At 69.7% G+C, this 19,023-nt stretch carries 22 protein-coding genes; 12 read left to right on the top strand and 10 right to left on the bottom strand.

What is annotated here, in order from left to right:
- The 4 genes from H976_RS30630 to H976_RS30895 form a co-directional block, all read left to right on the top strand.
- Positions 1-399, top strand: a 399-nt coding sequence (locus H976_RS30630) for a hypothetical protein (protein ID WP_231388870.1), incomplete at its 5' end; no start/stop codon positions are given.
- A gap of 614 nt (positions 400-1,013) precedes the next feature.
- On the top strand, positions 1,014-1,823 hold the full coding sequence (locus H976_RS30995) for a DUF1524 domain-containing protein (RefSeq protein WP_051276684.1): 810 nt from the start codon (positions 1,014-1,016) through the stop codon (positions 1,821-1,823).
- A gap of 191 nt (positions 1,824-2,014) precedes the next feature.
- On the top strand, positions 2,015-2,290 hold the full coding sequence (locus H976_RS0110860) for a hypothetical protein (RefSeq protein ID WP_027861568.1): 276 nt from the start codon (positions 2,015-2,017) through the stop codon (positions 2,288-2,290).
- A gap of 85 nt (positions 2,291-2,375) precedes the next feature.
- Positions 2,376-2,498, top strand: a complete 123-nt coding sequence (locus H976_RS30895; RefSeq protein ID WP_255337300.1) for a hypothetical protein — start codon at positions 2,376-2,378, stop codon at positions 2,496-2,498.
- An 80-nt stretch (positions 2,499-2,578) separates the two neighbouring features.
- Here the strand turns inward: H976_RS30895 and H976_RS0110870 are convergent, their stop codons facing one another.
- Positions 2,579-4,027 (bottom strand): PLP-dependent aminotransferase family protein, encoded by a 1,449-nt coding sequence (locus H976_RS0110870; protein WP_027861570.1) that lies wholly within the window; start codon positions 4,025-4,027, stop codon positions 2,579-2,581.
- Positions 4,028-4,074: 47 nt separating this feature from the next.
- Between H976_RS0110870 and H976_RS25740 the strand changes: the two genes are divergently transcribed.
- From H976_RS25740 to H976_RS0110885, 3 genes are read left to right on the top strand one after another with little or no spacing between them, the layout of a single operon-like run.
- Positions 4,075-5,259, top strand: coding sequence for an MFS transporter (locus H976_RS25740; protein ID WP_051276686.1), 1,185 nt, complete (start codon positions 4,075-4,077; stop codon positions 5,257-5,259).
- A 27-nt stretch (positions 5,260-5,286) separates the two neighbouring features.
- Positions 5,287-5,859, top strand: a complete 573-nt coding sequence (locus H976_RS25745) for a dihydrofolate reductase family protein (RefSeq protein WP_036225928.1) — start codon at positions 5,287-5,289, stop codon at positions 5,857-5,859.
- Positions 5,859-6,404: a dihydrofolate reductase family protein gene (locus H976_RS0110885; protein ID WP_027861571.1), complete on the top strand. Its 546-nt coding sequence runs from the start codon at positions 5,859-5,861 to the stop codon at positions 6,402-6,404. Before H976_RS25745 ends, H976_RS0110885 begins: the two co-directional genes overlap by 1 nt.
- A gap of 488 nt (positions 6,405-6,892) precedes the next feature.
- On the opposite strand, the gene H976_RS0110890 is transcribed toward H976_RS0110885, so the two are convergent.
- Together H976_RS0110890 and H976_RS0110895 are read right to left on the bottom strand one after the other, a co-directional pair.
- On the bottom strand, positions 6,893-7,552 hold the full coding sequence (locus tag H976_RS0110890; protein ID WP_027861572.1) for a response regulator transcription factor: 660 nt from the start codon (positions 7,550-7,552) through the stop codon (positions 6,893-6,895).
- Complete coding sequence (locus H976_RS0110895; RefSeq protein WP_196804037.1) at positions 7,549-8,775, bottom strand: sensor histidine kinase; 1,227 nt, start codon at positions 8,773-8,775, stop codon at positions 7,549-7,551. Before H976_RS0110895 ends, H976_RS0110890 begins: the two co-directional genes overlap by 4 nt.
- 164 nt (positions 8,776-8,939) lie before the next feature.
- Between H976_RS0110895 and H976_RS0110900 the strand changes: the two genes are divergently transcribed.
- Both H976_RS0110900 and H976_RS30900 read left to right on the top strand, forming a co-directional pair.
- Positions 8,940-9,572 carry a hypothetical protein gene (locus H976_RS0110900; protein WP_027861574.1) on the top strand — a complete coding sequence of 211 codons (633 nt, stop codon included), beginning with the start codon at positions 8,940-8,942 and terminating at the stop codon, positions 9,570-9,572.
- 97 nt (positions 9,573-9,669) lie between these two features.
- The gene (locus H976_RS30900) at positions 9,670-9,798 is read left to right on the top strand and encodes a hypothetical protein (RefSeq protein WP_255337302.1); all 129 of its coding nucleotides are present in this window, start codon (positions 9,670-9,672) and stop codon (positions 9,796-9,798) included.
- Here the strand turns inward: H976_RS30900 and H976_RS0110910 are convergent.
- From H976_RS0110910 to H976_RS0110930, 5 genes are read right to left on the bottom strand one after another with little or no spacing between them, the layout of a single operon-like run.
- Positions 9,795-10,007, bottom strand: coding sequence for a PLD nuclease N-terminal domain-containing protein (locus H976_RS0110910; RefSeq protein WP_027861575.1), 213 nt, complete (start codon positions 10,005-10,007; stop codon positions 9,795-9,797). The genes H976_RS30900 and H976_RS0110910 overlap by 4 nt on opposite strands.
- 27 nt (positions 10,008-10,034) lie before the next feature.
- Complete coding sequence (locus H976_RS0110915) at positions 10,035-10,934, bottom strand: NAD(P)-dependent oxidoreductase (RefSeq protein WP_027861576.1); 900 nt, start codon at positions 10,932-10,934, stop codon at positions 10,035-10,037.
- Positions 10,931-12,013, bottom strand: coding sequence for an ABC transporter substrate-binding protein (locus H976_RS0110920; RefSeq protein WP_196804038.1), 1,083 nt, complete (start codon positions 12,011-12,013; stop codon positions 10,931-10,933). Before H976_RS0110920 ends, H976_RS0110915 begins: the two co-directional genes overlap by 4 nt.
- 14 nt (positions 12,014-12,027) lie before the next feature.
- Complete coding sequence (locus tag H976_RS25750) at positions 12,028-12,828, bottom strand: ABC transporter ATP-binding protein (protein ID WP_036225931.1); 801 nt, start codon at positions 12,826-12,828, stop codon at positions 12,028-12,030.
- On the bottom strand, positions 12,825-13,583 hold the full coding sequence (locus H976_RS0110930) for an ABC transporter permease (RefSeq protein ID WP_051276691.1): 759 nt from the start codon (positions 13,581-13,583) through the stop codon (positions 12,825-12,827). The genes H976_RS25750 and H976_RS0110930 overlap by 4 nt, the downstream gene beginning before the upstream one ends.
- Positions 13,584-13,646: 63 nt before the next feature.
- On the opposite strand from H976_RS0110930, the gene H976_RS0110935 reads away from it, so the two are divergent.
- From H976_RS0110935 to H976_RS0110945, 3 genes are all read left to right on the top strand, one after another.
- Positions 13,647-15,074: a lactate racemase domain-containing protein gene (locus H976_RS0110935; RefSeq protein WP_027861579.1), complete on the top strand. Its 1,428-nt coding sequence runs from the start codon at positions 13,647-13,649 to the stop codon at positions 15,072-15,074.
- Positions 15,075-15,323: 249 nt separating this feature from the next.
- Positions 15,324-16,121 (top strand): hypothetical protein, encoded by a 798-nt coding sequence (locus H976_RS25755; RefSeq protein WP_196804039.1) that lies wholly within the window; start codon positions 15,324-15,326, stop codon positions 16,119-16,121.
- The gene (locus H976_RS0110945; protein ID WP_027861580.1) at positions 16,118-17,353 is read left to right on the top strand and encodes an alpha/beta fold hydrolase; all 1,236 of its coding nucleotides are present in this window, start codon (positions 16,118-16,120) and stop codon (positions 17,351-17,353) included. Before H976_RS25755 ends, H976_RS0110945 begins: the two co-directional genes overlap by 4 nt.
- On the opposite strand, the gene H976_RS0110950 is transcribed toward H976_RS0110945, so the two are convergent.
- Together H976_RS0110950 and H976_RS0110955 are read right to left on the bottom strand one after the other, a co-directional pair.
- Positions 17,350-18,483 carry an RNA polymerase sigma factor gene (locus H976_RS0110950; protein WP_027861581.1) on the bottom strand — a complete coding sequence of 378 codons (1,134 nt, stop codon included), beginning with the start codon at positions 18,481-18,483 and terminating at the stop codon, positions 17,350-17,352. The genes H976_RS0110945 and H976_RS0110950 overlap by 4 nt on opposite strands.
- A gap of 2 nt (positions 18,484-18,485) precedes the next feature.
- Positions 18,486-18,905, bottom strand: a complete 420-nt coding sequence (locus H976_RS0110955; RefSeq protein WP_027861582.1) for a YciI family protein — start codon at positions 18,903-18,905, stop codon at positions 18,486-18,488.
- Between the last annotated feature and the right edge of the window lie 118 nt (positions 18,906-19,023).

Here is a 19,023-nt window from a genome sequence, read left to right on the forward strand (position 1 = left end):
CGGGGCTCGGTGGCGCTTTCCACTGTTGGCGCGCCTGGCTGGTGGGCAGTCCAGAATCGCCGCCACCGGATGTGGCGTGCAGTCTGCTCGGCGGAGCACTCGGTCGCCGTCGCACGTCGCTCCGATGTCGCGGTAGGTGACCTGCCTGCGCTGGCAACCCAGCTAAGGACGGCGGCCAGTAGAGCCGACGCGGTTCTCTGTGTGAGTGCCCGTTCCGGATCGCTGCGCGAGGAGGACCGCGCGGACTGCGAACGGATCGAGGCAGCCGCCGCCGGCATCCATTCCGCCGCCCTGTCCTCGTTGAGGTCTGTCTCCCGCGAGGAGGCTGACCCCGTCGTGTCCGCCGTTCAGATCGAAGTCGCCGCCCTGGCCGCTGGAGTTAAGTCCGCCTACCGTTGAGGTGCCGTCTCAGTAACGCAGCGTTCCTGCGCGAGCTCCACTCGGGTCGACGGACCGGGCCGCAGCGGTAGAAGGCGCGTCCTTTCGTCGCCTATCGGATGGGCTAGTGGTCCGCCCATGAGTGGTCACGCTGCTGAGTGCACTGGGCCGCGGAGGAACGCACTCACTTGCCGCGTCGTGCTCGGCACTCAGCCCAGGCACTCGCAGGCGGACGGGGATTATCGACGCTCGCCTTGTGCTACGACCAGGCACCGGATTCCGCAATAGCGCTGCGCCTTTGGGTCCGGTCAGGCAAGGTGTCGGCCGTGACACCGATCTCGGGCCGTACCGCGGCAACCGCCTGCCCTCACGGTGCCCGCGCTTCGGGTCGCCCGTATCCCACCGGACGCTTCGCAATGCTGGTCGTGGCCGCAACGCTGGCATTGGTGGGCTGTGTGAGCACCGGCCCGAACGTCGCCGCGTCTCCGGCCGAGCCCGGGACCGGGTCCTCCACCGCACCGGGCACCGGTGGTCACGCGACATCAGCTAAGGCATCTCAGCCACCTAAGAAGCCGACGCCGCACCACCAAGCAAGCCCCCCGCCGGCTCACCCGGGACGAGGGACAGCGGTTGGGTTGCTCGCGGCCCTGAGGGTTCGTGGCCGGGCGCCGATGACCGGTTATGACCGGGACCGGTTCGGCCAGGCATGGCTGGACGCAGATCGCAACGGATGCGACACCCGTTCTGACCTGCTGCGTCGCTACCTGCGCCAGATCGCGCTGCGCTCCGGGACGAACGGTTGTGTCGTCGCCTCGGGGATCCTGGATGACCCCTACACCGCGACCACAATCTCCTATGTCCGCGGCGACACCTACTCCATCGACATCGACCATGTGGTGGCGCTCGGCAATGCATGGGTCTCCGGGGCATGGAAGTGGGACATCAACCAGCGTGCGGCGATCGCCAACGACCCTCTGAACCTGCTGCCGGTCGACGCTGGCGCGAACCGGTCCAAGCGCGACGGAGACGCCGCCACCTGGCTGCCGCCCAACAAGAGCTACCGGTGCGCCTACGTCGCCCGGCAGGTCACCGTGAAAGCCAAGTACGCCCTCTCAGTCACCCCTGCCGAGCACGACGCGATCGCCCGAGTCCTGTCCACCTGCCCCGGCCAGCAGGCCACGCCGGACCCGACGCACGCACCAACCCGCGTCGACCAGCACCTCACCGACCCGGGCCCCGGAGAGCAGGACAGCGAGCAGCCCGCCCAGAACACAGGGTCACCGAACGGCAGCGGACAAGAACCGGGCCGTGGTTCTGCCGGGGAGGTCTACTACGCCAACTGCGACGCGGTCCGCGCCGCGGGGAAGTCGCCGCTGCATCGCGGCGACCCAGGCTACGAGACCCCGCGACTGGACAGGGACGGCGACGGAACCGCCTGCGAGTGAGCCCTTCTCGTGCCTCGGCGCTGAACTACCTGGTGGGTTTGGGCGAGCTCCGCACCGAGTGATCACCAAGCGGTGGAGTGCAGACAAATACCCTCAATTTTCGCGAAACGCCTCCCCGGAGTGCCTCGGTAGCCGATGGTTGTGGCGCCGCGATCACTCTGACGTGGCACTCACAGTCTCGGGGAACTCACATGTACTTCCGCACCATCCTGGCCGCGTTCGCGCTCATCGCCGCCGGCCTCCTCGCTCCGTCAGCCGCCACGGCAGCCCCGGTTCGATCCGTGGACTCCAGCCACAGCGTGATCGCGGCGAAGCACGCGTGCACGAAGACCTCCAGCGGCAAGTGCATCAAGGGCGGTCAGTTCTGTCCGAAGGCCAAGCGAGGCAAGTTCGGCTGGGACGCCCAGGGCAAGAAGTGGAAGTGCAAGAAGACCGGCTCGTCCACGTCCAACTGGAAGAACCCCTGACCCAGAGGCCAACTCCGCCATTGGCTCCTCGCCCTCGGTGACCGGCTATCTGGAATCCACCGCGCTAACTCGCGTGTACCGGCGCGTGACGATCAAGCATGACGACGGGAACGAGCAGAAGATCCGGGTCGACCGTGGCCTGTGGAAGCAGATCGAGGTCGGCGACCGGCTGGTCAAGGAAGCCGGCCAGTACCCGCGCCGGGCGTGATGCATACCCAGCGAGCCGAGGCGCGCGCGGTGGCGGCCAAGAGAACGATGCCGCTGTGCGCGCGCGTCCCGTCGTGCGGGTCACCGCAGCACGGGAGCCACGATCCTGATGCCTTCCTCGATGGCGCGGTCGGCGGTGTTGCCGAAGCCGAGGACGAGCTGCGGCCGTCCCGGCTGCGGCGCCGAACGGTAGGCGCTGATGCCGTAGAGACCGACGCCGACCCGGCGCGCCCGGGTCACGACGATGTCCTCGTCGGCTCCAGCAGGCAGGTGGACGATCGCGTGGAACCCGGCGGCCAGTCCGGTGAGCGCCACCTGTGGCGCGTGCTCTGCCAGGGCTGCGACCAGGGTGTCCCGGCGCCGGGAGTACACCGCGCGCATGCGGCGCAGGTGCCGGTCGTAGCGTCCGGACTCGAGCAGCCCGGCGAGGGCGAGCTGGTCGAGTCCGGGGGCCCCGCGGTCGGCGGTCTGCTTGGCCGCGCCCACCGGCTCGATCAGCCGGGTCGGCAGCACCGCCCAGCCGAGCCGGAGGGTGGGGGCGAGCGACTTGCTCACCGTACCCAGGGAGACGACCCGCTCCGGGGCGAGCCCTTGCAGGGAGCCGACCGGCTCGCGGTCGTAGCGGAACTCGGCGTCGTAGTCGTCCTCGATGATCATCCCGTCGCGCGCGCGTGCCCAGGCGACCAGCTCGTGGCGCCGGTCGGCGGAGAGCACCACACCGGTGGGCCACTGGTGGGCCGGCGTCACGACCACGACCTGTGCGCCGCTGGCCTCGAGGGCCGCGACGTCGAGGCCGTCGTCGTCGACACCCACGGGCACGCAGTCGCCGCCGGCCGTATGGGCGAGCGCGGTGATGGTCCCGATCGAGCCCGGGTCCTCGACCGCGATCCGGGTACGGCCCTGGAGGGCCAAGCTGCGGAGCACGAGCGCGAGGCCTTGCTGGAAGCCGGCGCAGACGAGGATCTGGGACGAGTGCGCATCGGCCGCCCGCACCCTGCGGAGGTAGGCCGCAAGCACGTCGCGCAGGTGCGGGTCACCACGCGGGTCGCCGTAGTCGAAGGCGGTGTTCGGCGCGGTCCGGCACGCCTCCCGCATCGCCCAAGCCCAGTCTTCGCGGGGGGCGAGCCCGAGGTCGGGGACCCCGGACTGGAAGTCAGCCACCAGCGCCGATGTCTCGGCGGGCGTCGGGGGCGTCGGGGCCGCGGCAGAAGACTGCCTGGAGTTTGGCGATGGCGGTCGGCTGGGGGCCTGTTCTGCAGCGAGGTCGGCGACCCGGGTGCCGGATCCGGCGCGGGAGACCAGGTAGCCCTCGGCGACCAGTTGTTCGAAGCACTCCTGGACCAGGCCGCGTGAGATGGCCAGGTGCTGCGCGAGCGCTCGGCTGCTCGGCAGTCGCTCGCCGGGCGCCAGGCGTCCGGTGCGGACGGCGTCGCGCAGCCGTCCCTCGAGCTGGGTGCGCAGCGAGGTGGGAGCCGCCCGGTCGAGGGACACCAACAGGTCCGGAGCAGAAGTGGACCATTCGACAGCCACGAAAGTGGACCTTAGCAGAGGCCCACATCGCGCCTAGCGTTCCTGTCATGAGCCCCTTGATCACCCGCCCGCTGCTCCTCCGACTGGTCAGCGTCGTCGCCGGCGCCGTCGGTTTCTACCTGCCGCTGGCCGCGGTCCCCCTGTACGCCGACTCGGTCGGGACCGGGACCGCCGCCGGGATGGCGAATGCGGCCCTGCTCTTCGCCACGGTCTCGACCGAGCTGGTCACCCCGCGCCTGGTCACTCTCTTCGGCTACCGCTGGGCCCTGGCTGCCGGCCTGATCCTGCTCGGCACGCCGGTGCTCGTCCTGCTGACCCCGGCCGGGGCCACGGTCGCCGTCGTGGTCGCGGTCAACGCCGTGCGGGGGGTGGGCTTCGCGGTCTCGGTCGTGGCCGGTGGCGCGTTGACGGCGGCGTTGATCCCGGCCGAGCGCCGCGGCGAAGGCCTGGCGCTGGTCGGCCTGGTCGGCGGTGTGCCCGCCCTGTTGGCCCTCCCGCTGGGTACCTGGGCCTCCGCGCACTGGGGCTACGGCGTGGTGTTCGCCCTCACCGCGCTCGTGCCGCTCGTCGCGATCATGACCGTGCCCGGACTGCCCGCGCGCGATGCCGCCTCCGAAGGGTCACTCGGCGTGCTGCACGGGCTGCGGCGTGCGGCGCTGGTCCGACCCGCTGTCGTCTTCGCTGCCTCGGCGTCGGCTGCCGGTGTCGTGGTCACTTTCGTGCCGCTGGCCGTCGGCAGCCACGCCGCCTGGGTGGCCCCCGCCGCGCTGCTGCTGCAGCCCACGACCTCGACCCTGGCGCGCTGGGTTGCCGGACGCCTCGGTGACCGCCGCGGCCAGACGCGGCTGCTCGTGCCCGGCGTCTCCTTGTCGGTGGTCGGCATGGTCGCGATGGCTGCGACGGGCTCGGGATGTCTGGTCGCCGCCGGCGCCGCAGTCTTCGGGACCGGGTTCGGGCTGCTGCAGAACGCCACCCTCACCCTGATGTACGCGCGTGTCAGCGAGCACGAGTACGGCACCGTCAGCGCGATCTGGAACGGCGCCTACGACCTCGGCATGGGAGCCGGCGCCCTGGCTGTCGGTGCCCTGGTGACCGCCACCGGGTTCAGCGCCGCCTTCCTCGTCGTCGCCGCCACGATGCTCCCCGCCATCGCACTGGCCCGTCGTGAAGCGCGCCCCGCCCCTCGACCGAACATCGGCCTCGACCTGGTCGACGTTCCCGTCGCCGTCTGACCCACCCCTACACAAAGGAGAAGAATCATGACGACTAACAAGATCATCGTGTGGATGCAGTCCTCGCTCGACGGCTACAGCTCCGGCCCCGACGGTGAGTTCGACTGGCCATGGATCGGCGACGATCTGCACACCCACTTCGTGACCACGCTGCGCTCCGCGGGACTGTTCGTCTACGGCCGCACCGTGTTCGAGATGATGGCCGGCTTCTGGCCGATCGCGGACACGTTGCCGGACAGCACACCGAACCAGTCGGCGTACGCCAGGATCTGGCGGCCGATGCCCAAGGCCGTCCTCTCCCGCATGCTCACCGACGCCGAGTGGAACAGCACTGTCGTCGCCGACCCCGGGCATATCCGCGAGCTCGCCGGCGCGGCCGAGGGCGACACCTATGTCTTCGGTGGCTCTCGGACCGTCGCGGCGCTCGAGGCCGCCGGGCTCGTCGACGAGTACCAGCTCTTCGTGCACCCCGTGCTCCTCGGCGCGGGACGCCCGTTCTTCGCGCCACGTCAGGCTCGAGCACAGCTGACGCTCGTCGAGGCGCGGGTCTTCGACGGGTCGGTCGTGGGCTCCCGCTACGCGCGAGAGCTGGTCGCGTGATGACCCGCAACGTGGTGCTCTACGAGCTGATGTCGCTCGACGGCTGCGCGGACGACCCCGGTGAGGGGGACTGGTTCGGCGATGCGGACGAGCGGCTCATCGACTTCCTTGGCGAGACAATCGCCACCCAGGATGCGGTGCTGCTCGGCCGGCGTACCTACGAGAAGTGGGCGCCGCATTGGCCCACCTCAACCATGCAGCCCTTCGCCGACTTCATCAACTCGACCCAGAAGTACCTCTTCTCCGCGACCCCGCCGACGGTTGCCTGGGCGAACACCGTGCACTTGGAGGCGGCGGTACCGGACTTCGTCTCCGACCTCAGGCGAACATCCGGCGGTGACATCGGCATCCACGGCAGCCTGACCCTGGCACGTAGCCTCCTTGCCGAAGACCTCGTGGACGAGCTGCGCCTCGTAGTCGCTCCGAACCTGGCCGGGCACGGCACGCGCCTTTTCGCCGAGGACGCCGCCTTGCACCACTTCGAGCTGCTGGATGCCCAGCGTTCCGGCGGCTGCCTGTTGCTCCACTACCGAGCACGGTCCTGAAGGGAGCTTTACATCACGATGATTGCTCGAGAATTCCGTTAGGTCAGCGCCCAGGTTCGAAGCGCTGCAAACCACGGACTCCCGTAGAGCATGCGGAGCAGCGGACCCAGCGCCTCCTCCGGGACGACCGCTCATGCCGCGATCCGAATGCTCGAGGACCCGCGTCTTTCCGCCGCGAATGCTCAGGCCACGCCGCCGCCTTTGGCGTACCCCAGACCACTCGCAACATCGCCAGTTGCGCTGCTCCCTGCGTGAGCGAGACCAGCACGTCGCGCTTCTGCTCCGGCGTCACGACATCAGCGTCGTGCAGCCCAATGAGTCGAGCCGGGAGACGAGCCGTTGAGTGAACTCGACCACCGGGTGCAGCTGGTCGACCGGCTGACAGAAAGGGGCTTCCGACCTGCGGTTTCGTCCGTACGACGAGACCGCCGGTCCGGGTGCGAACACCGGCGCGCAGGGTGCTCGTGCGAGCGACGTGGTCGCGACTATCAGCCAGCAGGCGTGACCAAACCGGATTCGTAGGCGAGCACGACGACCTGGACGCGATCGCGCACTTCCAGCTTGGCGAGGATCCGGTTCACGTGCGTCTTCACGGTTGCCTCACTGAGCACCAGATGGCTGGCGATCTCTGCGTTGCTCATCCCCCGAGCGATCAACAGGCTCACTTCTCGTTCGCGCTGGGACAGGACGGCTAGCTGGTTGTGGGGCGACGGAGGCCGGGGCCGCTGGGTCTCGACGTACGACGCAACGATGCGCCTGAGCACCGTGGGTGCGTAGAGCTCCTCGCCGGCGGCAACCGTGCGTACGGCGGACAAGAGCTGGGCTGCGCGCACGTCCTTGAGAAGGAATCCAGACGCTCCAGCCCGCAAGGCTTCGTAGAGGTGCTGGTCGGTGTCGTAGGTGGTGAGCACCAGGATCCGTGGCGGGCGAGGGGTGTCGAGGAGGCGCCTGGTCGCTGTCAGGCCGTCCATGCGCGGCATCCGGATGTCCATCAGTACGACGTCAGGCGAGGTCCGCGCAGCCGCGTCGAGAGCCTCGGCCCCGTCTCCGGCTTCCGCGACGACGTCGATGTCTTCTTCGCGGTCCAGGATCGAACGGAAGCCGTCACGCAGCAGGGCCTGGTCGTCGACGAGGAGCACCCGGATCATGCGCTGACCTCGGGCGACTCCGACTCCGACTCCGACTCCGACCCCGACATTGACTCCGACTGCCGACCCGGGCGTTGGCCCGCCGGGTGCTCCCAATCATCCTTTGGCAGGGGAAGGACGCACCGCATCCGGTACTGCTCACCCTCGCTGCTTGTCACGAGCGTGCCGTGATGGAGGTGCACGCGCTCACGCAGCCCGGCCAGCCCCCGGCCTGCGCCCGCGACGTCCGTCCTCGGATCGCCGAGCGGGTTCTCGACCACGATCTCCACGGCATCGGGTCCAGACGTGATGACGACGCGCGCCCGGTCACCAGAGCCGTGACGCAGTGCGTTCGTGACGGCCTCCTGGACGACCCGGTGTACCGCGAGCTCGAGGCCAGCGCTCAGCTGGGTCGGCGTCCCCTGGATGTCGAGCTCGACCGCCATGCCTGCTTGCGAGAGACGTTCGACCATCAGGCGCACACCGTCGAAGCCCCGTGCGGGCGGGGCTGCATCAGTCGTGGTGCCGAGAATGCCGAGCAGCGCACGCAGCTCGTGAAGCGACTCACGGGCCAGCTCTTCCGACGCGCGGAGGCGCGCCGCGAGACGCGAGTCGACGACTCCATGAGCCAGGTCCTCCTGAGCCGCGACGCTCTGGACCACCAGCACGGTCAGTGCGTGCGCCAGCACGTCGTGCAGCTCCCGGGTCATCCGTGCGCGCTCGTCGCGCACCGCCTCAGCCGCTGCCTCGTGCCGCGCCTGCTCGGCCGCCGCCACCTGTGCTGCCGCAGCTGTTGTCGCTCGGACACCGCGCGCCACCAGGAACCCACAGGTCCATGCGCCGGTCATGATCGCGGCTGAGAGCGCGAAGTCACCAGCACCCCCGCCGTACGGGTCGACCCAGGCACCCTCGAGGGCGACCGCCCAGGCGCCGATCAGACCGACGAGTCGGGCCACGCCGGGAAGCGATCCGAGCAGGCCCACGGAGACAAGGAGCGCCAGGAACGTGCTGGCGGGAGTCGACGGCATCAGCTGCAGCAGCGCGGCGAAGCCACCCAGGCTGAGCAGAGCTGCGGCTACCGGCGCACGCCTCCGCAGCAGCAGTACGCCGGTGGCCGCGACCACGAGCACGACGATCGCGACGCTGAGGTCGTCGGCTCGAGTGAGCACGAGCTCGGCCAGTTGCATGCAGACCAGCAGGACGAGAAGCACGTCCACCAGACGACCTGCTGAGAGCCGGGACACTCCCGCACCGTAGACCGGACCGCGCCCGGTTGGCATCAACCTGGAGGTGGACCCGATGGGTCCACACCGAGGGACAGTTCCATCCCAGGATGGGCGCGAACCGGGGCTCACGCTTGTCATGGTTTCGAAAACCCGACATCGGGGTCTCGAACACTGGAGGAACCATGAACAAGGCCACACTGCTCGCGCCACTCTCGGCCGTCCTGCTGCTCGCAGGCCTGTTCGAGACCAACGTCGCAACCCACAGCTCGGACAGGGTGATCGCAGACTGGCTCGCGCACCACGGCGACGGCAGCTGGATCATCCACGCTCTCGCCGAGGTCGTCGCCGGCTGCCTGCTCCTGGTGTACGCCCAGGTGTTGCGCGCCCGCCTCGGTGGCGGCGACGACACCCTCACGCGCACCCTCGGGGCGCTTGGCACCTTGGTCGCCTCGATGGTGGTGGTCGGCGCCGGTCTCTTCGCGGCCATCCCGATCGGTCGCGTCTTCGAGCACTCCCCGGACCCCGATCCGTCGGCCTACCGCTACCTGATGGCCGCTTCGGCCAGCATCCTGGTGATCTTCGTGTCGGTCCCAGCGGCAGCGTTCGCAGCCACGGCGGCGGTCCTGGGCCTACGTCGAGGCACCGCGCCACGATGGCTCGGCTACGTCGGTCTGGGCCTGGCCGCCTTGATGCTGATCTCGGCCTTCGTGGCGCCGTTGATGGTCTTCGGACTCTGGCTCTTCGTCACCGGCATCAGCCTGGCCATGACCCGAGCTGAGCACAGCGACGTCCCGACGCCCGTGGCCGTCCACTGAGAAACCGTTCGGCCAGGTAGGACCTGGACCACCATCCGCAATCAGGTGTCGGCCCCGAGCGGGAGGGGTACGAGGAACCGAGGAGAGCGGGGTGCGCATGACACGTAGTCAGAAGGCCTCGCTCGTCGTCCTCGGGCTCCTCATCCTGATCGCGGCGGTGGCCCTGACCATCCAGATCATCTGGGGGTCCGGGGACTTCAACCTCGACGAGCTGCCTGGCAGCTAGCGGCGGCCGAAGGCGAAGTACGTCATCGGGCCGAAGGGTTGTACGACGAACGACAGTGCCCAGCCGATCTTGGAGCCGCGGACCTGGTCGGACGGGCGTCTCGCGAGATCTCGGAGGGCTGCGAGGGTCATCACTGTCTCGATCGCACCGCCGACGTAGACGGCGCGCTGCTGGCTCTCCGTCAGGTCGGACCACTTCTTCTTGGCCATTGTTCGAATCTACTCACCGGCCGGGCATCAATGTCGGCGCGCCTCCTGGCCGTACTCCTCCTCGAGCAGGCGCAGTACGGCGACCGAGTCCTCCGCGCCGTGGCCGGCCAGGACGGCGCGGTCGTGGAGGTCACGGGCGGCCGAGCCGACGGCGAGCTCGAGACCGAGCGAGGTGGCGAGCTGGACGGCGAGGTCGTTGTCCTTCCGGACCAGCTCGATGGAGAACGTCGGGGCGAACTCGCCGTCCACGGCGCGGGGGGCGATCGAGCGGAACAGGCCGCTGACGGTCGCGGCGCCGGAGTCCATCACGGTGTCCACGAAGACGCCGGGGTCGAGGCCCGCCGCCTGGGCGAGCAGCAGGGCCTCGGCCGTGACGGCGTTGATCACGCTGAACATCAGGTTGTTGGCCACCTTGAGGGTGGCGGCGGCACCCAGGTCGCCGACGTGTACGACGCGCTGCGCGATCGGGGCGAGTACGTCGGCCACGGCTGCGTGAGCCGCGACCGGACCACCGACCGGGATCGTCCAGGAGCCCACCATGTCCGGGCGGCCGAGGATCGGGGTGTCGAGGTACGTCGAGCCGTCGGCCAGCGCGAGGGCACCGATGCGTCGGGAGTCCTCGGGTCCGATCGTGCTGGTGTCGAGGATGAGCAGCCCCGGCGCGTTGGGGGCGATCTCGGCGACCACCTCCTCGACCGCAGCCGCCGAGGGGAGCGACAGGAGCACGGTGTTGCACGACTGGGCAAGCTCGGTCAGCGAGCCGGCGACCGGCAGGCCGACCGCGGCTGCGCGCGAGCTGGCCGCCGGCACGGCGTCGTACACCAGGACCGGCCGACGGGTCGTCAGCGCGTTGGCGATGGGCAGCCCCATCGCGCCCAGCCCGACGACGCCGACGGTCCGGGTCCGTGCTCCTGCCGCTTCGGTCACGAACCCTTCGCCGCCTCGATGAACAGGCTGGTGTCGAAGAACTCCTTGGGGTCGACGTACTTCGGGACACCGCCCAGCTCGACGTACGCCTTCTCCGCGTCGCCCACCCACTTCAGGACGTCGCCGTCCTCGTAGGCCTTCAACCAGTCGGCGTTGGAGTAGTCCTGCTGGTACTTCACCTGGTGCTGCAGGTCGGAGAGCTTGGCGTCGTCCTTGTAGGCCACGTCGTGCACCTTCTGCAGCGAGCCCTCGGGGTCCTTGCGGTAGGCGTCGTTGATCTTCAGCCAGGCGCCGATGATCTTCTTGATCGTCGGCTTGTTGGCGTCGTACCACGCGTTGTTGGCGATCCAGCCGTCACCGACACCGGCGTCGGGGTAGTTGCCGGCGTTGTCGATCTCCTTGGCGCCCTTGCCGGCCTCGTTGACGCGCAGGTCGAAGGGCACCCACAGCGCCACCGCCGGCACCTGACCGCCGATGAAGGCGTTCACGGCGTCGGGCATCTTGGCGTTGACGACGGTGACCTGCTTGCGGTCGAGTCCGGCCTTCTGCAGCGCGCGGTGCAGGTAGATGTCGGCGGTGGTGCCCTCGGTGGTGATGACCTTCTTGCCCTTGAGGTCGGCGACCGAGGAGATGCCGCTGTCCTTCTGCACGAACAGCCGCGCGGTCGCGGTCTCGCGCGAGTTGAGCATGAAGATCTTGCCCTGGCCCTGGGCCGGGAAGTTCGAGGTGACGCCGCCCATGATGGCGACGTCGATGCTGCCGCCGGCCAGCGCCTGGCTGAGGTCGATGCCGGTGTCGAACTGGGTGGTCTTGATGTCCAGCCCGGCGTCGGCCCACTGACCCTCGGCCTGGCCGAGCCACAGCTTGTCGTCGACCGCGATGGTGTGCAGGTAGCCGACCTTGACGACCTTCGCGCCTTCCTTGGCCTTGGCCACGCCCTTGCTGTCGCCGTCGCCTTCGTCGAGGGCGCCGCAGGCGGCCATCGCCAGGGCGAGCACGGTCAGCAGGACCGTCCCGAGAACTCTCCCCTTTCGTTGGTCGAGCAACGAGCGCCAGCGAGTGTTCAGTCGAGACCTCATCGTGGTTCCTTCTCTCATCGGTTCACTGTGGGGAGGGTGGTCATCGAGCGCATGACCTGTTCGAGGTGCCGGCGCAGCTCGATGAAGGCGGGCGCGGTCCGGGACTCCGGCGTACGCGGCCACTCGACGTCGACGTCGATGACCTCGTGGACGTGCGTCGGCCGGTTGGTGAGTACGACGATCCGTCGCGAGAGGAAGATCGCCTCCTCGATGGAGTGCGTGATCAGCATCGAGGCGCGCTGGTCGCGCTGGCTCGTCCCGTGCAGCAGCTCCTGCATGAACTCGCGGGTCTGCGCGTCGAGGGCGGCGAACGGCTCGTCGAGCAGCATCACGTCTGGCTCGGTCGCGTAGGCACGGGCGAGGGCGACCCGCTGGCGCATGCCACCCGACAGCGTCTTGGGCAGCGCCTTCTCGAACCCGTTGAGCCCCATCAGGTCGACGTAACGAGCCACAGCCTCGCGGATCTCCGCCTTCGGCCGTCGGTTGCCCTTCAGGGTGAGTCCGAAGGCGATGTTCTTCTCCACCGTGAGCCACGGGAAGATCGCGTACTGCTGGAAGACCACGCCTCGCCGTGGGTCGGGGCCGGTGACCTTGGCGCCGTCGACCTCGACCAGGCCGGAGTCGGGCTTCAGGAAGCCGGCGGCGAGGTTGAGGAGCGTGGACTTGCCGCAGCCGCTGGGGCCGAGCACGCTGACGAACTCCCCGGAACGTACGCCGAAGTCGACGCCGTCGAGCACCTCGAGCCGGTGGCGTCCACGACCGAAGCCGAGGCGTACGTCGGTGAAGCTGATCCGCTCCACGGTCGGGTCTGTCATCGCACGACCCGTTCCTGCCAGCGCACGGCCCGCGCCATCAACAGCTGCACGAGCCGGTCCATGATCACGGCGGAGATCCCGATCAGCAGGATGCCGGCCCAGACGTCGTCCATCCGGAAGAAGCTCTGGGCTTTGGCCATCATCGCGCCCAGGCCCCGCTGTGCCGCGACGAACTCGGCCGCCACGAGGGTGGCCCAGCAGACGCCGAGGGCGACTCGGACGGCGACGAAGATCTGCGGCACCGTGAGGGGTACGACGACCCGGCGGAACAGCTCGAGCTCGCTGGCACCGAGTGCGCGAGCCGCGCGGACGTAGAGGTCGTCGATCGCCGCCACGCTCTCGTAGATCACGATCACGGCCGAGAAGAACGCTGCGTAGACGAGCAGCGAGAGTCGGGCGGTCTCGCCGATGCCGAGCTCGATGATCACCAGCGGGATCAGGGCCAGCGGCGGCAGGGCGCGGAAGAAGCTGACCAGCGGGTTGAACATGTCGCGGACCACCGAGAACCACGCCAGCGCGAAGCCGACGGGCACGGCGGCGGTGCAGCCGATCGCGACCCCGATCAGCACGCGCAGGACGCTCAGCCGGGTGTCGAGCAGCAGCCCGTCGCTGCTGCCCAGGCCGTCGACCAGCACGTGGAAGACGCGGCTGGGTGGCGGCGTACGGTCGTCCAGCGAGCTGGCCAGCCACCACCCGCCGATGGCGAGCGCGATGCCGCACAGCGGCAGCAGCACGCGTCGTACCGTGACCGTCACCCGAGAGCTCCCTGATATACAACTAGGTCGGTACACAATAGGGCCACCCGCGAGAGGACCTGCATGCGACTCGCCATCGAGTACGGCGACGGACTGGTCGAGGTCGACGTACCCGACGACACGACGGTGATCTCACCCGATCACGCCGACCACGAGCCGCCTCCGCTAGCCGACCCGGTGGCCGCGACCCGGGAGGCGCTGGCCGACCCGCTCGGCAGCGGTCCGATCGGCGACCTCATCGGCCCGGGCGACACGGTGACGATCGCCTTCCCCGACCGCGTGAAGGGCGGCGCCCACGACACCGCCCATCGCAAGGTGGTGCTGCCGCTGCTGCTCGACCAGCTCGCCGCTGCCGGCGTACGACCTCAGGACACGCGGCTGGTCTGCGCGATCGGCCTGCACCGCAAGAACCACCGCCACGAGTTCGAGGACTACCTCGGTCGCGAGGTGCTCGACCGGGTGCCGGCCGACAACCTCGTCAACCACGACGCCGAGGACCCCGACGGCATGGCCGACCTGGGGCTCTCGGAGCTCGGCGACCCGATGCAGGTGAACAGCGCCGTCGTCGAGTCCGACCTGACCGTGCTGGTCGGTCACGCGGCGGGCAATCCCTACGGCGGCTTCAGCGGCGGCTACAAGATGCCGGCCACCGGGCTCACCTCGTGGCGCTCCATCGCGTCCCACCACGCGCCACGGTCGCTCTACCGCGACGACTTCGTGCCGGTCTCCGCGCGCAGCCGGTTCCGCGACCAGCTCACCTCCATCGGGCAGGCGATGGAGGCGCGGATGCCGCAGCCGTTCTTCAGCGTCGACGCGGTGCTCGACTCGCAGTCACGACAGCTCGGGGTGCGGGCCGGTCGCATCGCCGACGTCGAGCAGGCGACCTGGCCGCTGGCAGGCCGGCGTACCGACCTCGAGCTCGACGGCGAACCGGCCGACGTGCTGCTCATCGGCGTACCCCGCAACTTCCACTACGGCCCCGGCATGGGCTCCAACCCGATCCTGATGATGCAGGCGATCGGGTCGTCGCTGGTGCGTGCGAAACGAGCCCTGGTGAAGCGGCCGATCGTGATCGCGGCCGCCATCTGCGACGGCGACTTCAACGCGACCGACTTCCCGCCGTACGAAGCGGCCTTCGAGCTGCTCCAGTCGTGTCAGCACCCGGCCGACATGGTGCAGCACCAGGAGCTGCTGGCGACCGACCCGGTCTGGGTCGACCGCTACCGGCACCACTACGGCTACCACCCGTTCCACGCCTTCTCGATGATCTACGTCGGCGGCATCGCCCGCGACCACTCGAGCGCGGTGTACGTCGCCGGCGCCAAGCGCCCAGATCTCGCACGAGCCATGGGTGCGCGCACCACGGCCAGCGTCGAGGAGGCGCTGCGCGAGGCGACCGCCTCGATCGGTCGGACGCCACGGGTGCTCGCTGTACCCGCCCTCTCGAAGCCGGCCTTCCACCTCGCCACCCCAGCCAGCCACACCGTCTGACATCGACTCGAAGCTGGTCGAGCAGCGAGCGATCAGTCGAGACCACGGAGTCCGGCGTACGGCGAGTGGTCTCGACTATCCGTTCGCTCCGCTCACTGCTCGACCACCTTGTGTGGGAAGGCCGGAGTCCGCCGTACCGCGACCCAAGAGCCGGTCGAGCAGCGAGCGCCAGCGAGCGATCAGTCGAGACCACCTTGTCGGCGACGTAGTCAGGCTTCGGTCAGGTCGGCGCTCCTAGTGTCCCGACTCGTGCCCACACGTGTCTTTCGCGCCCCCAAGGTCCCCGAGGTCTTCCTCCTGTTCTGGGTGGTCAAGCTGCTCACCACCGGTATCGGCGAGTCCGGTGCCGACTTCCTGGGGACGGTCAGCATCCCGCTGGCGGCGCTGGTCGGGATCGGGGGCTTCTTCGTCGCACTGTGGCTGCAGCTGCGGTCCGCGACGTACCACCCGGTCCGTTACTGGGTGACGGTGCTGAGCGTCGCGCTGTTCGGCACGATGATCGCGGACGGGCCGCACGTCGCGCTGGGCACGCCGTACTACGTCGACTCGGCGATCTACTTCGTGCTGCTGTGCGGGTTGCTGACCTGGTGGAAGCGGAGCGAGGGCACGTTGTCGGTGCACTCGATCGTCACCGCCCGTCGCGAGCGGTTCTACTGGGGGACGGTGCTGCTCACCTTCGGGCTGGGTACGGCGCTCGGCGACACCACCGCGATCAACCTCGGCCTCGGGTTCGGCCTGTCGATCGTGCTGTTCGGCGTACTCATCCTGGTGCCGCTGGGCCTGTGGCGGCTCGGGTTGAACGCCACGATCGCCTTCTGGGCGTCGTACGTGCTGACCCGGCCGCTCGGAGCCTCGGTCGCCGACTGGCTCGGCAAGCCACCCTCGTCGGGCGGCCTCGGTTGGGGCGACGGCACCGTCACGGGGCTGGGGCTGCTGCTGTTCGCAGCCCTCGTGGCCTACCTGACGGTCACCCACGGCGACGTCGAGGGCGCGCACGCCGCATCGCATGACGACGAGTCACCGGTCGGCGCTAGCCTCGCCGGGTGACCCTCTCGTACTCCATCTCGGGGTCGGTGCTGACCGACCACCTGCTGTCCCTGCCCCTCGACCACGAGAGCAGCGACGGCGAGACCATCGAGGTCTTCGCCCGCGAGGTCGCCGCTCCCGACGGTCGTGACCGTCCGTTCCTGGTGTTCCTCCAGGGCGGTCCCGGGCAGGAGGCGTCCCGACCGGTCGGCCGACCCTCCTCGCCGGCCTGGCTGGCACGTGCCCTGCGCGACTACCGCGTGCTGATGCTCGACCAGCGCGGCACCGGCCGCTCCACGCCGTACGGCGCCCCGGGGACCGATCCCGCCGCGGACGCCGAGAGGCTGACGCACTTCCGGGCCGACGCGATCGTGCGGGACGCCGAGGCCTTCCGCGAGCACCTCGGCGTCGACCGGTGGAGCGTGCTCGGCCAGTCCTTCGGCGGGTTCTGCTCGCTGCACTACCTCAGTGCCTTCCCCGACAGCCTCGACGCGGCGTACTTCACCGGTGGTCTCCCGCCCGTCGGGCGACCGGTGGACGACATCTACTCGACGACGTTCGAGACGATGCGGATGCTCAACGCTCGCTACCACCGGCAGTTCCCGATGGACAGCGAACGGCTGCAGCGCATCCTCGAGCTGTGCGACGCCGGCGAGGTCCTCGGCCGCGACGGCTCGCCGGTCACCAGGCGCTCGATGCGCACGATCGGCAACCAGCTCGGCATGGACGGCGGCGCGGAGGCGGTCCACTACATGCTCGAGCGCGACCCACGCTCCCCCGCCTTCGCCCACGACTTCTCCGCCATGGTGCCGTTCAACGCCCGCAACCCGCTGTACGCCGTGATCCACGAGTCGAGCTATGCCGACGGCGTGGTCACCGGCTGGTCCTCCGAGCGGGTCCAGCCCGAGGACTTCAAGGGCGACTCGCTGCTGCTCACCGGCGAGCACCTGTTCCCGTGGCACTTCGAGGACTGCGCCGACCTGCGGCCCTACCGCGAGGTGGCCTCGATCCTGGCCGACCACCCCTGGCCCCAGCTGTACGACGCCGACGTGCTCAGCCAGGTCGACGTCCCGTGCGCTGCGGCGATCTACGCCGACGACCCGTTCGTGGACCGTCGCTTCTCCGAGGAGACAGCCGACCTGTTGCCGGGGACGCGCCGGTGGCTGACCGACGACTACCTCCACAACGGGCTGCGCAGCGACGGTGGCCGGGTGCTCGACCGGCTCATCGGCCTGGCGCGGGGCACGGCCTAGCGCGAGTGCAGTCGCGCCGACTGCCGGGTGAGGTGGGTGCGCTCGGCGACGTTGCTGGCGGCGGCTGCTGCCTCGGCGTAGAGGTCGGCCGCCTGGTCGAGGTCGCCGGCGCGCTCGTGCAGCCAGGCGGCGACGGCGGTGCGGCGCGGGATCGCGTCCGGCACGCTCTTCAGCTCCTGGAGGCCGATCAGCGGACCGTCGACCTCGGCCAGGGCGACGACCCGGTTGAGGGCCACCACCGGGGAGTCGGTCAGGACCGCCAGCTCGTCGTACCACTCGAGGATCTGGGGCCAGTCGGTCTCGTCGGCCGACGCCGCGTCGCAGTGCAGCGCCGCGATCGCGGCCTGGGCCTGGTACTCGCCCAGCCGGTCGCGGGCCAGCGCCGACTGCAGGATGGCGACACCTTCGGAGATCAAGGCGGTGTCCCAGCGAGAGCGGTCCTGCTCGGCGAGCGGCACCAGCCCACCGTCGCCGGCCCACCTCGCGTCCCGCCGGGCGTGGTGCAGCAGCATCAGCGCCAGCAGGCCGGCCACCTCGGGCTCGTCGCTGGCGCGGGTCATGGCGCGGGTCAGTCGGATGGCCTCGGCGGCCAGGTCGACGTCGCCGGAGTAGCCCTCGTTGAAGATCAGGTAGAGCACGGTCAGCACCCGACGCAGGTCCCCCGGCGTACCCACCCCCTCCTGGGCGATCGTGCGCTTGGCCCGGCTGATCCGCTGCGCCATCGTCGACTCGGGCACCAGGTAGGCCTCGGCGATCTGGCGGGTGGTGAGACCCCCGACCGCGCGGAGCGTCAGCGCCACCGCCGCGTGCGGCGAGAGCGACGGGTGGCAGGAGAGGAACAGCAGCAACAGGGTGTCGTCCTGCTCCTCGGCCGGTCCGGGCGCCGGCTCCTCGAGGGTGCGTTCCTCACGCGTACGACGAGCCGACTCGGATCGCCCGGCGTCGATGAACTTGCGCCACGACACCGTCACCAACCACGCCTTGGGGTCGTCGGGCGGGTCGTCGGGCCAGCGGCGTACGGCCTCGGTGAGCGCCTCCTGCACGGCGTCCTCGGCCGCCGCGAAATCTGCTCCGCGACGGACGAGGATGCCGAGCACCTGCGGGACGAGCTCCCGGACCAGCTGGTCCATCGTCACTCGGACATGTTCGGAGGGTTCTCGAGGAACGGCCGGACCTCGATCCACTCCTTGATCGGCACACCACCGGGGCCGGGCGCCGAGGACAGCAGGGCGGCAGCCTCGTGCGCGCGCTCGACCGACTCCACGTCGATGACCATCCAGCCGGCGATCAGGTCCTTGGTCTCGGCGAACGGCCCGTCGGTGACCGGAGGCTTGCCCTCGCCGTCGAAGCGGACGAAGGTGCCCTCGGGCGAGACCGCCTGGGCGTCGACGAACTCGCCACGCTCGCGCAGCTGCCGGGCGACGTCACCCATGAACGCGATGTGGTCGGACACCTCCTCCGGCTTCCACTGGTCCATCGGGGTCTCGCAGAAGTCGAGGCCCGCGAACTCCGGGCCACCGCGGTAGTGCTTGAGAAGCAGGTACTTCGCCATCGTCGTCTCCTTGGGTTCGTGGAGCCATTCTCGGCACCATCACCCCTGGGACGGAGCCGGGTGCCCATTCTCGACACCCGGCCCGGAAATCTTTTCCGAGCAGCGCCTAGCCTGCTGG

It is taken from the genome of Marmoricola sp. URHB0036 (assembly GCF_000426045.1).
In the GTDB taxonomy this organism is placed as follows: Bacteria; Actinomycetota; Actinomycetes; order Propionibacteriales; family Nocardioidaceae; genus Marmoricola.

Coding starts and splice junctions, on each gene's coding strand:
- H976_RS0110860 (WP_027861568.1), top strand. CDS start 2,015: ATGTACTTCCGCACCATCCTGGCCGCGTTCGCGCTCATCGCCGCCGGC.
- H976_RS25740 (WP_051276686.1), top strand. CDS start 4,075: ATGAGCCCCTTGATCACCCGCCCGCTGCTCCTCCGACTGGTCAGCGTC.
- H976_RS25745 (WP_036225928.1), top strand. CDS start 5,287: ATGACGACTAACAAGATCATCGTGTGGATGCAGTCCTCGCTCGACGGC.
- H976_RS0110885 (WP_027861571.1), top strand. CDS start 5,859: ATGACCCGCAACGTGGTGCTCTACGAGCTGATGTCGCTCGACGGCTGC.
- H976_RS0110890 (WP_027861572.1), bottom strand. CDS start 7,552: ATGATCCGGGTGCTCCTCGTCGACGACCAGGCCCTGCTGCGTGACGGC.
- H976_RS0110900 (WP_027861574.1), top strand. CDS start 8,940: ATGAACAAGGCCACACTGCTCGCGCCACTCTCGGCCGTCCTGCTGCTC.
- H976_RS30900 (WP_255337302.1), top strand. CDS start 9,670: ATGACACGTAGTCAGAAGGCCTCGCTCGTCGTCCTCGGGCTCCTCATC.
- H976_RS0110910 (WP_027861575.1), bottom strand. CDS start 10,007: ATGGCCAAGAAGAAGTGGTCCGACCTGACGGAGAGCCAGCAGCGCGCC.
- H976_RS0110920 (WP_196804038.1), bottom strand. CDS start 12,013: ATGAGGTCTCGACTGAACACTCGCTGGCGCTCGTTGCTCGACCAACGA.
- H976_RS25750 (WP_036225931.1), bottom strand. CDS start 12,828: ATGACAGACCCGACCGTGGAGCGGATCAGCTTCACCGACGTACGCCTC.
- H976_RS0110935 (WP_027861579.1), top strand. CDS start 13,647: ATGCGACTCGCCATCGAGTACGGCGACGGACTGGTCGAGGTCGACGTA.
- H976_RS0110950 (WP_027861581.1), bottom strand. CDS start 18,483: ATGGACCAGCTGGTCCGGGAGCTCGTCCCGCAGGTGCTCGGCATCCTC.
- H976_RS0110955 (WP_027861582.1), bottom strand. CDS start 18,905: ATGGCGAAGTACCTGCTTCTCAAGCACTACCGCGGTGGCCCGGAGTTC.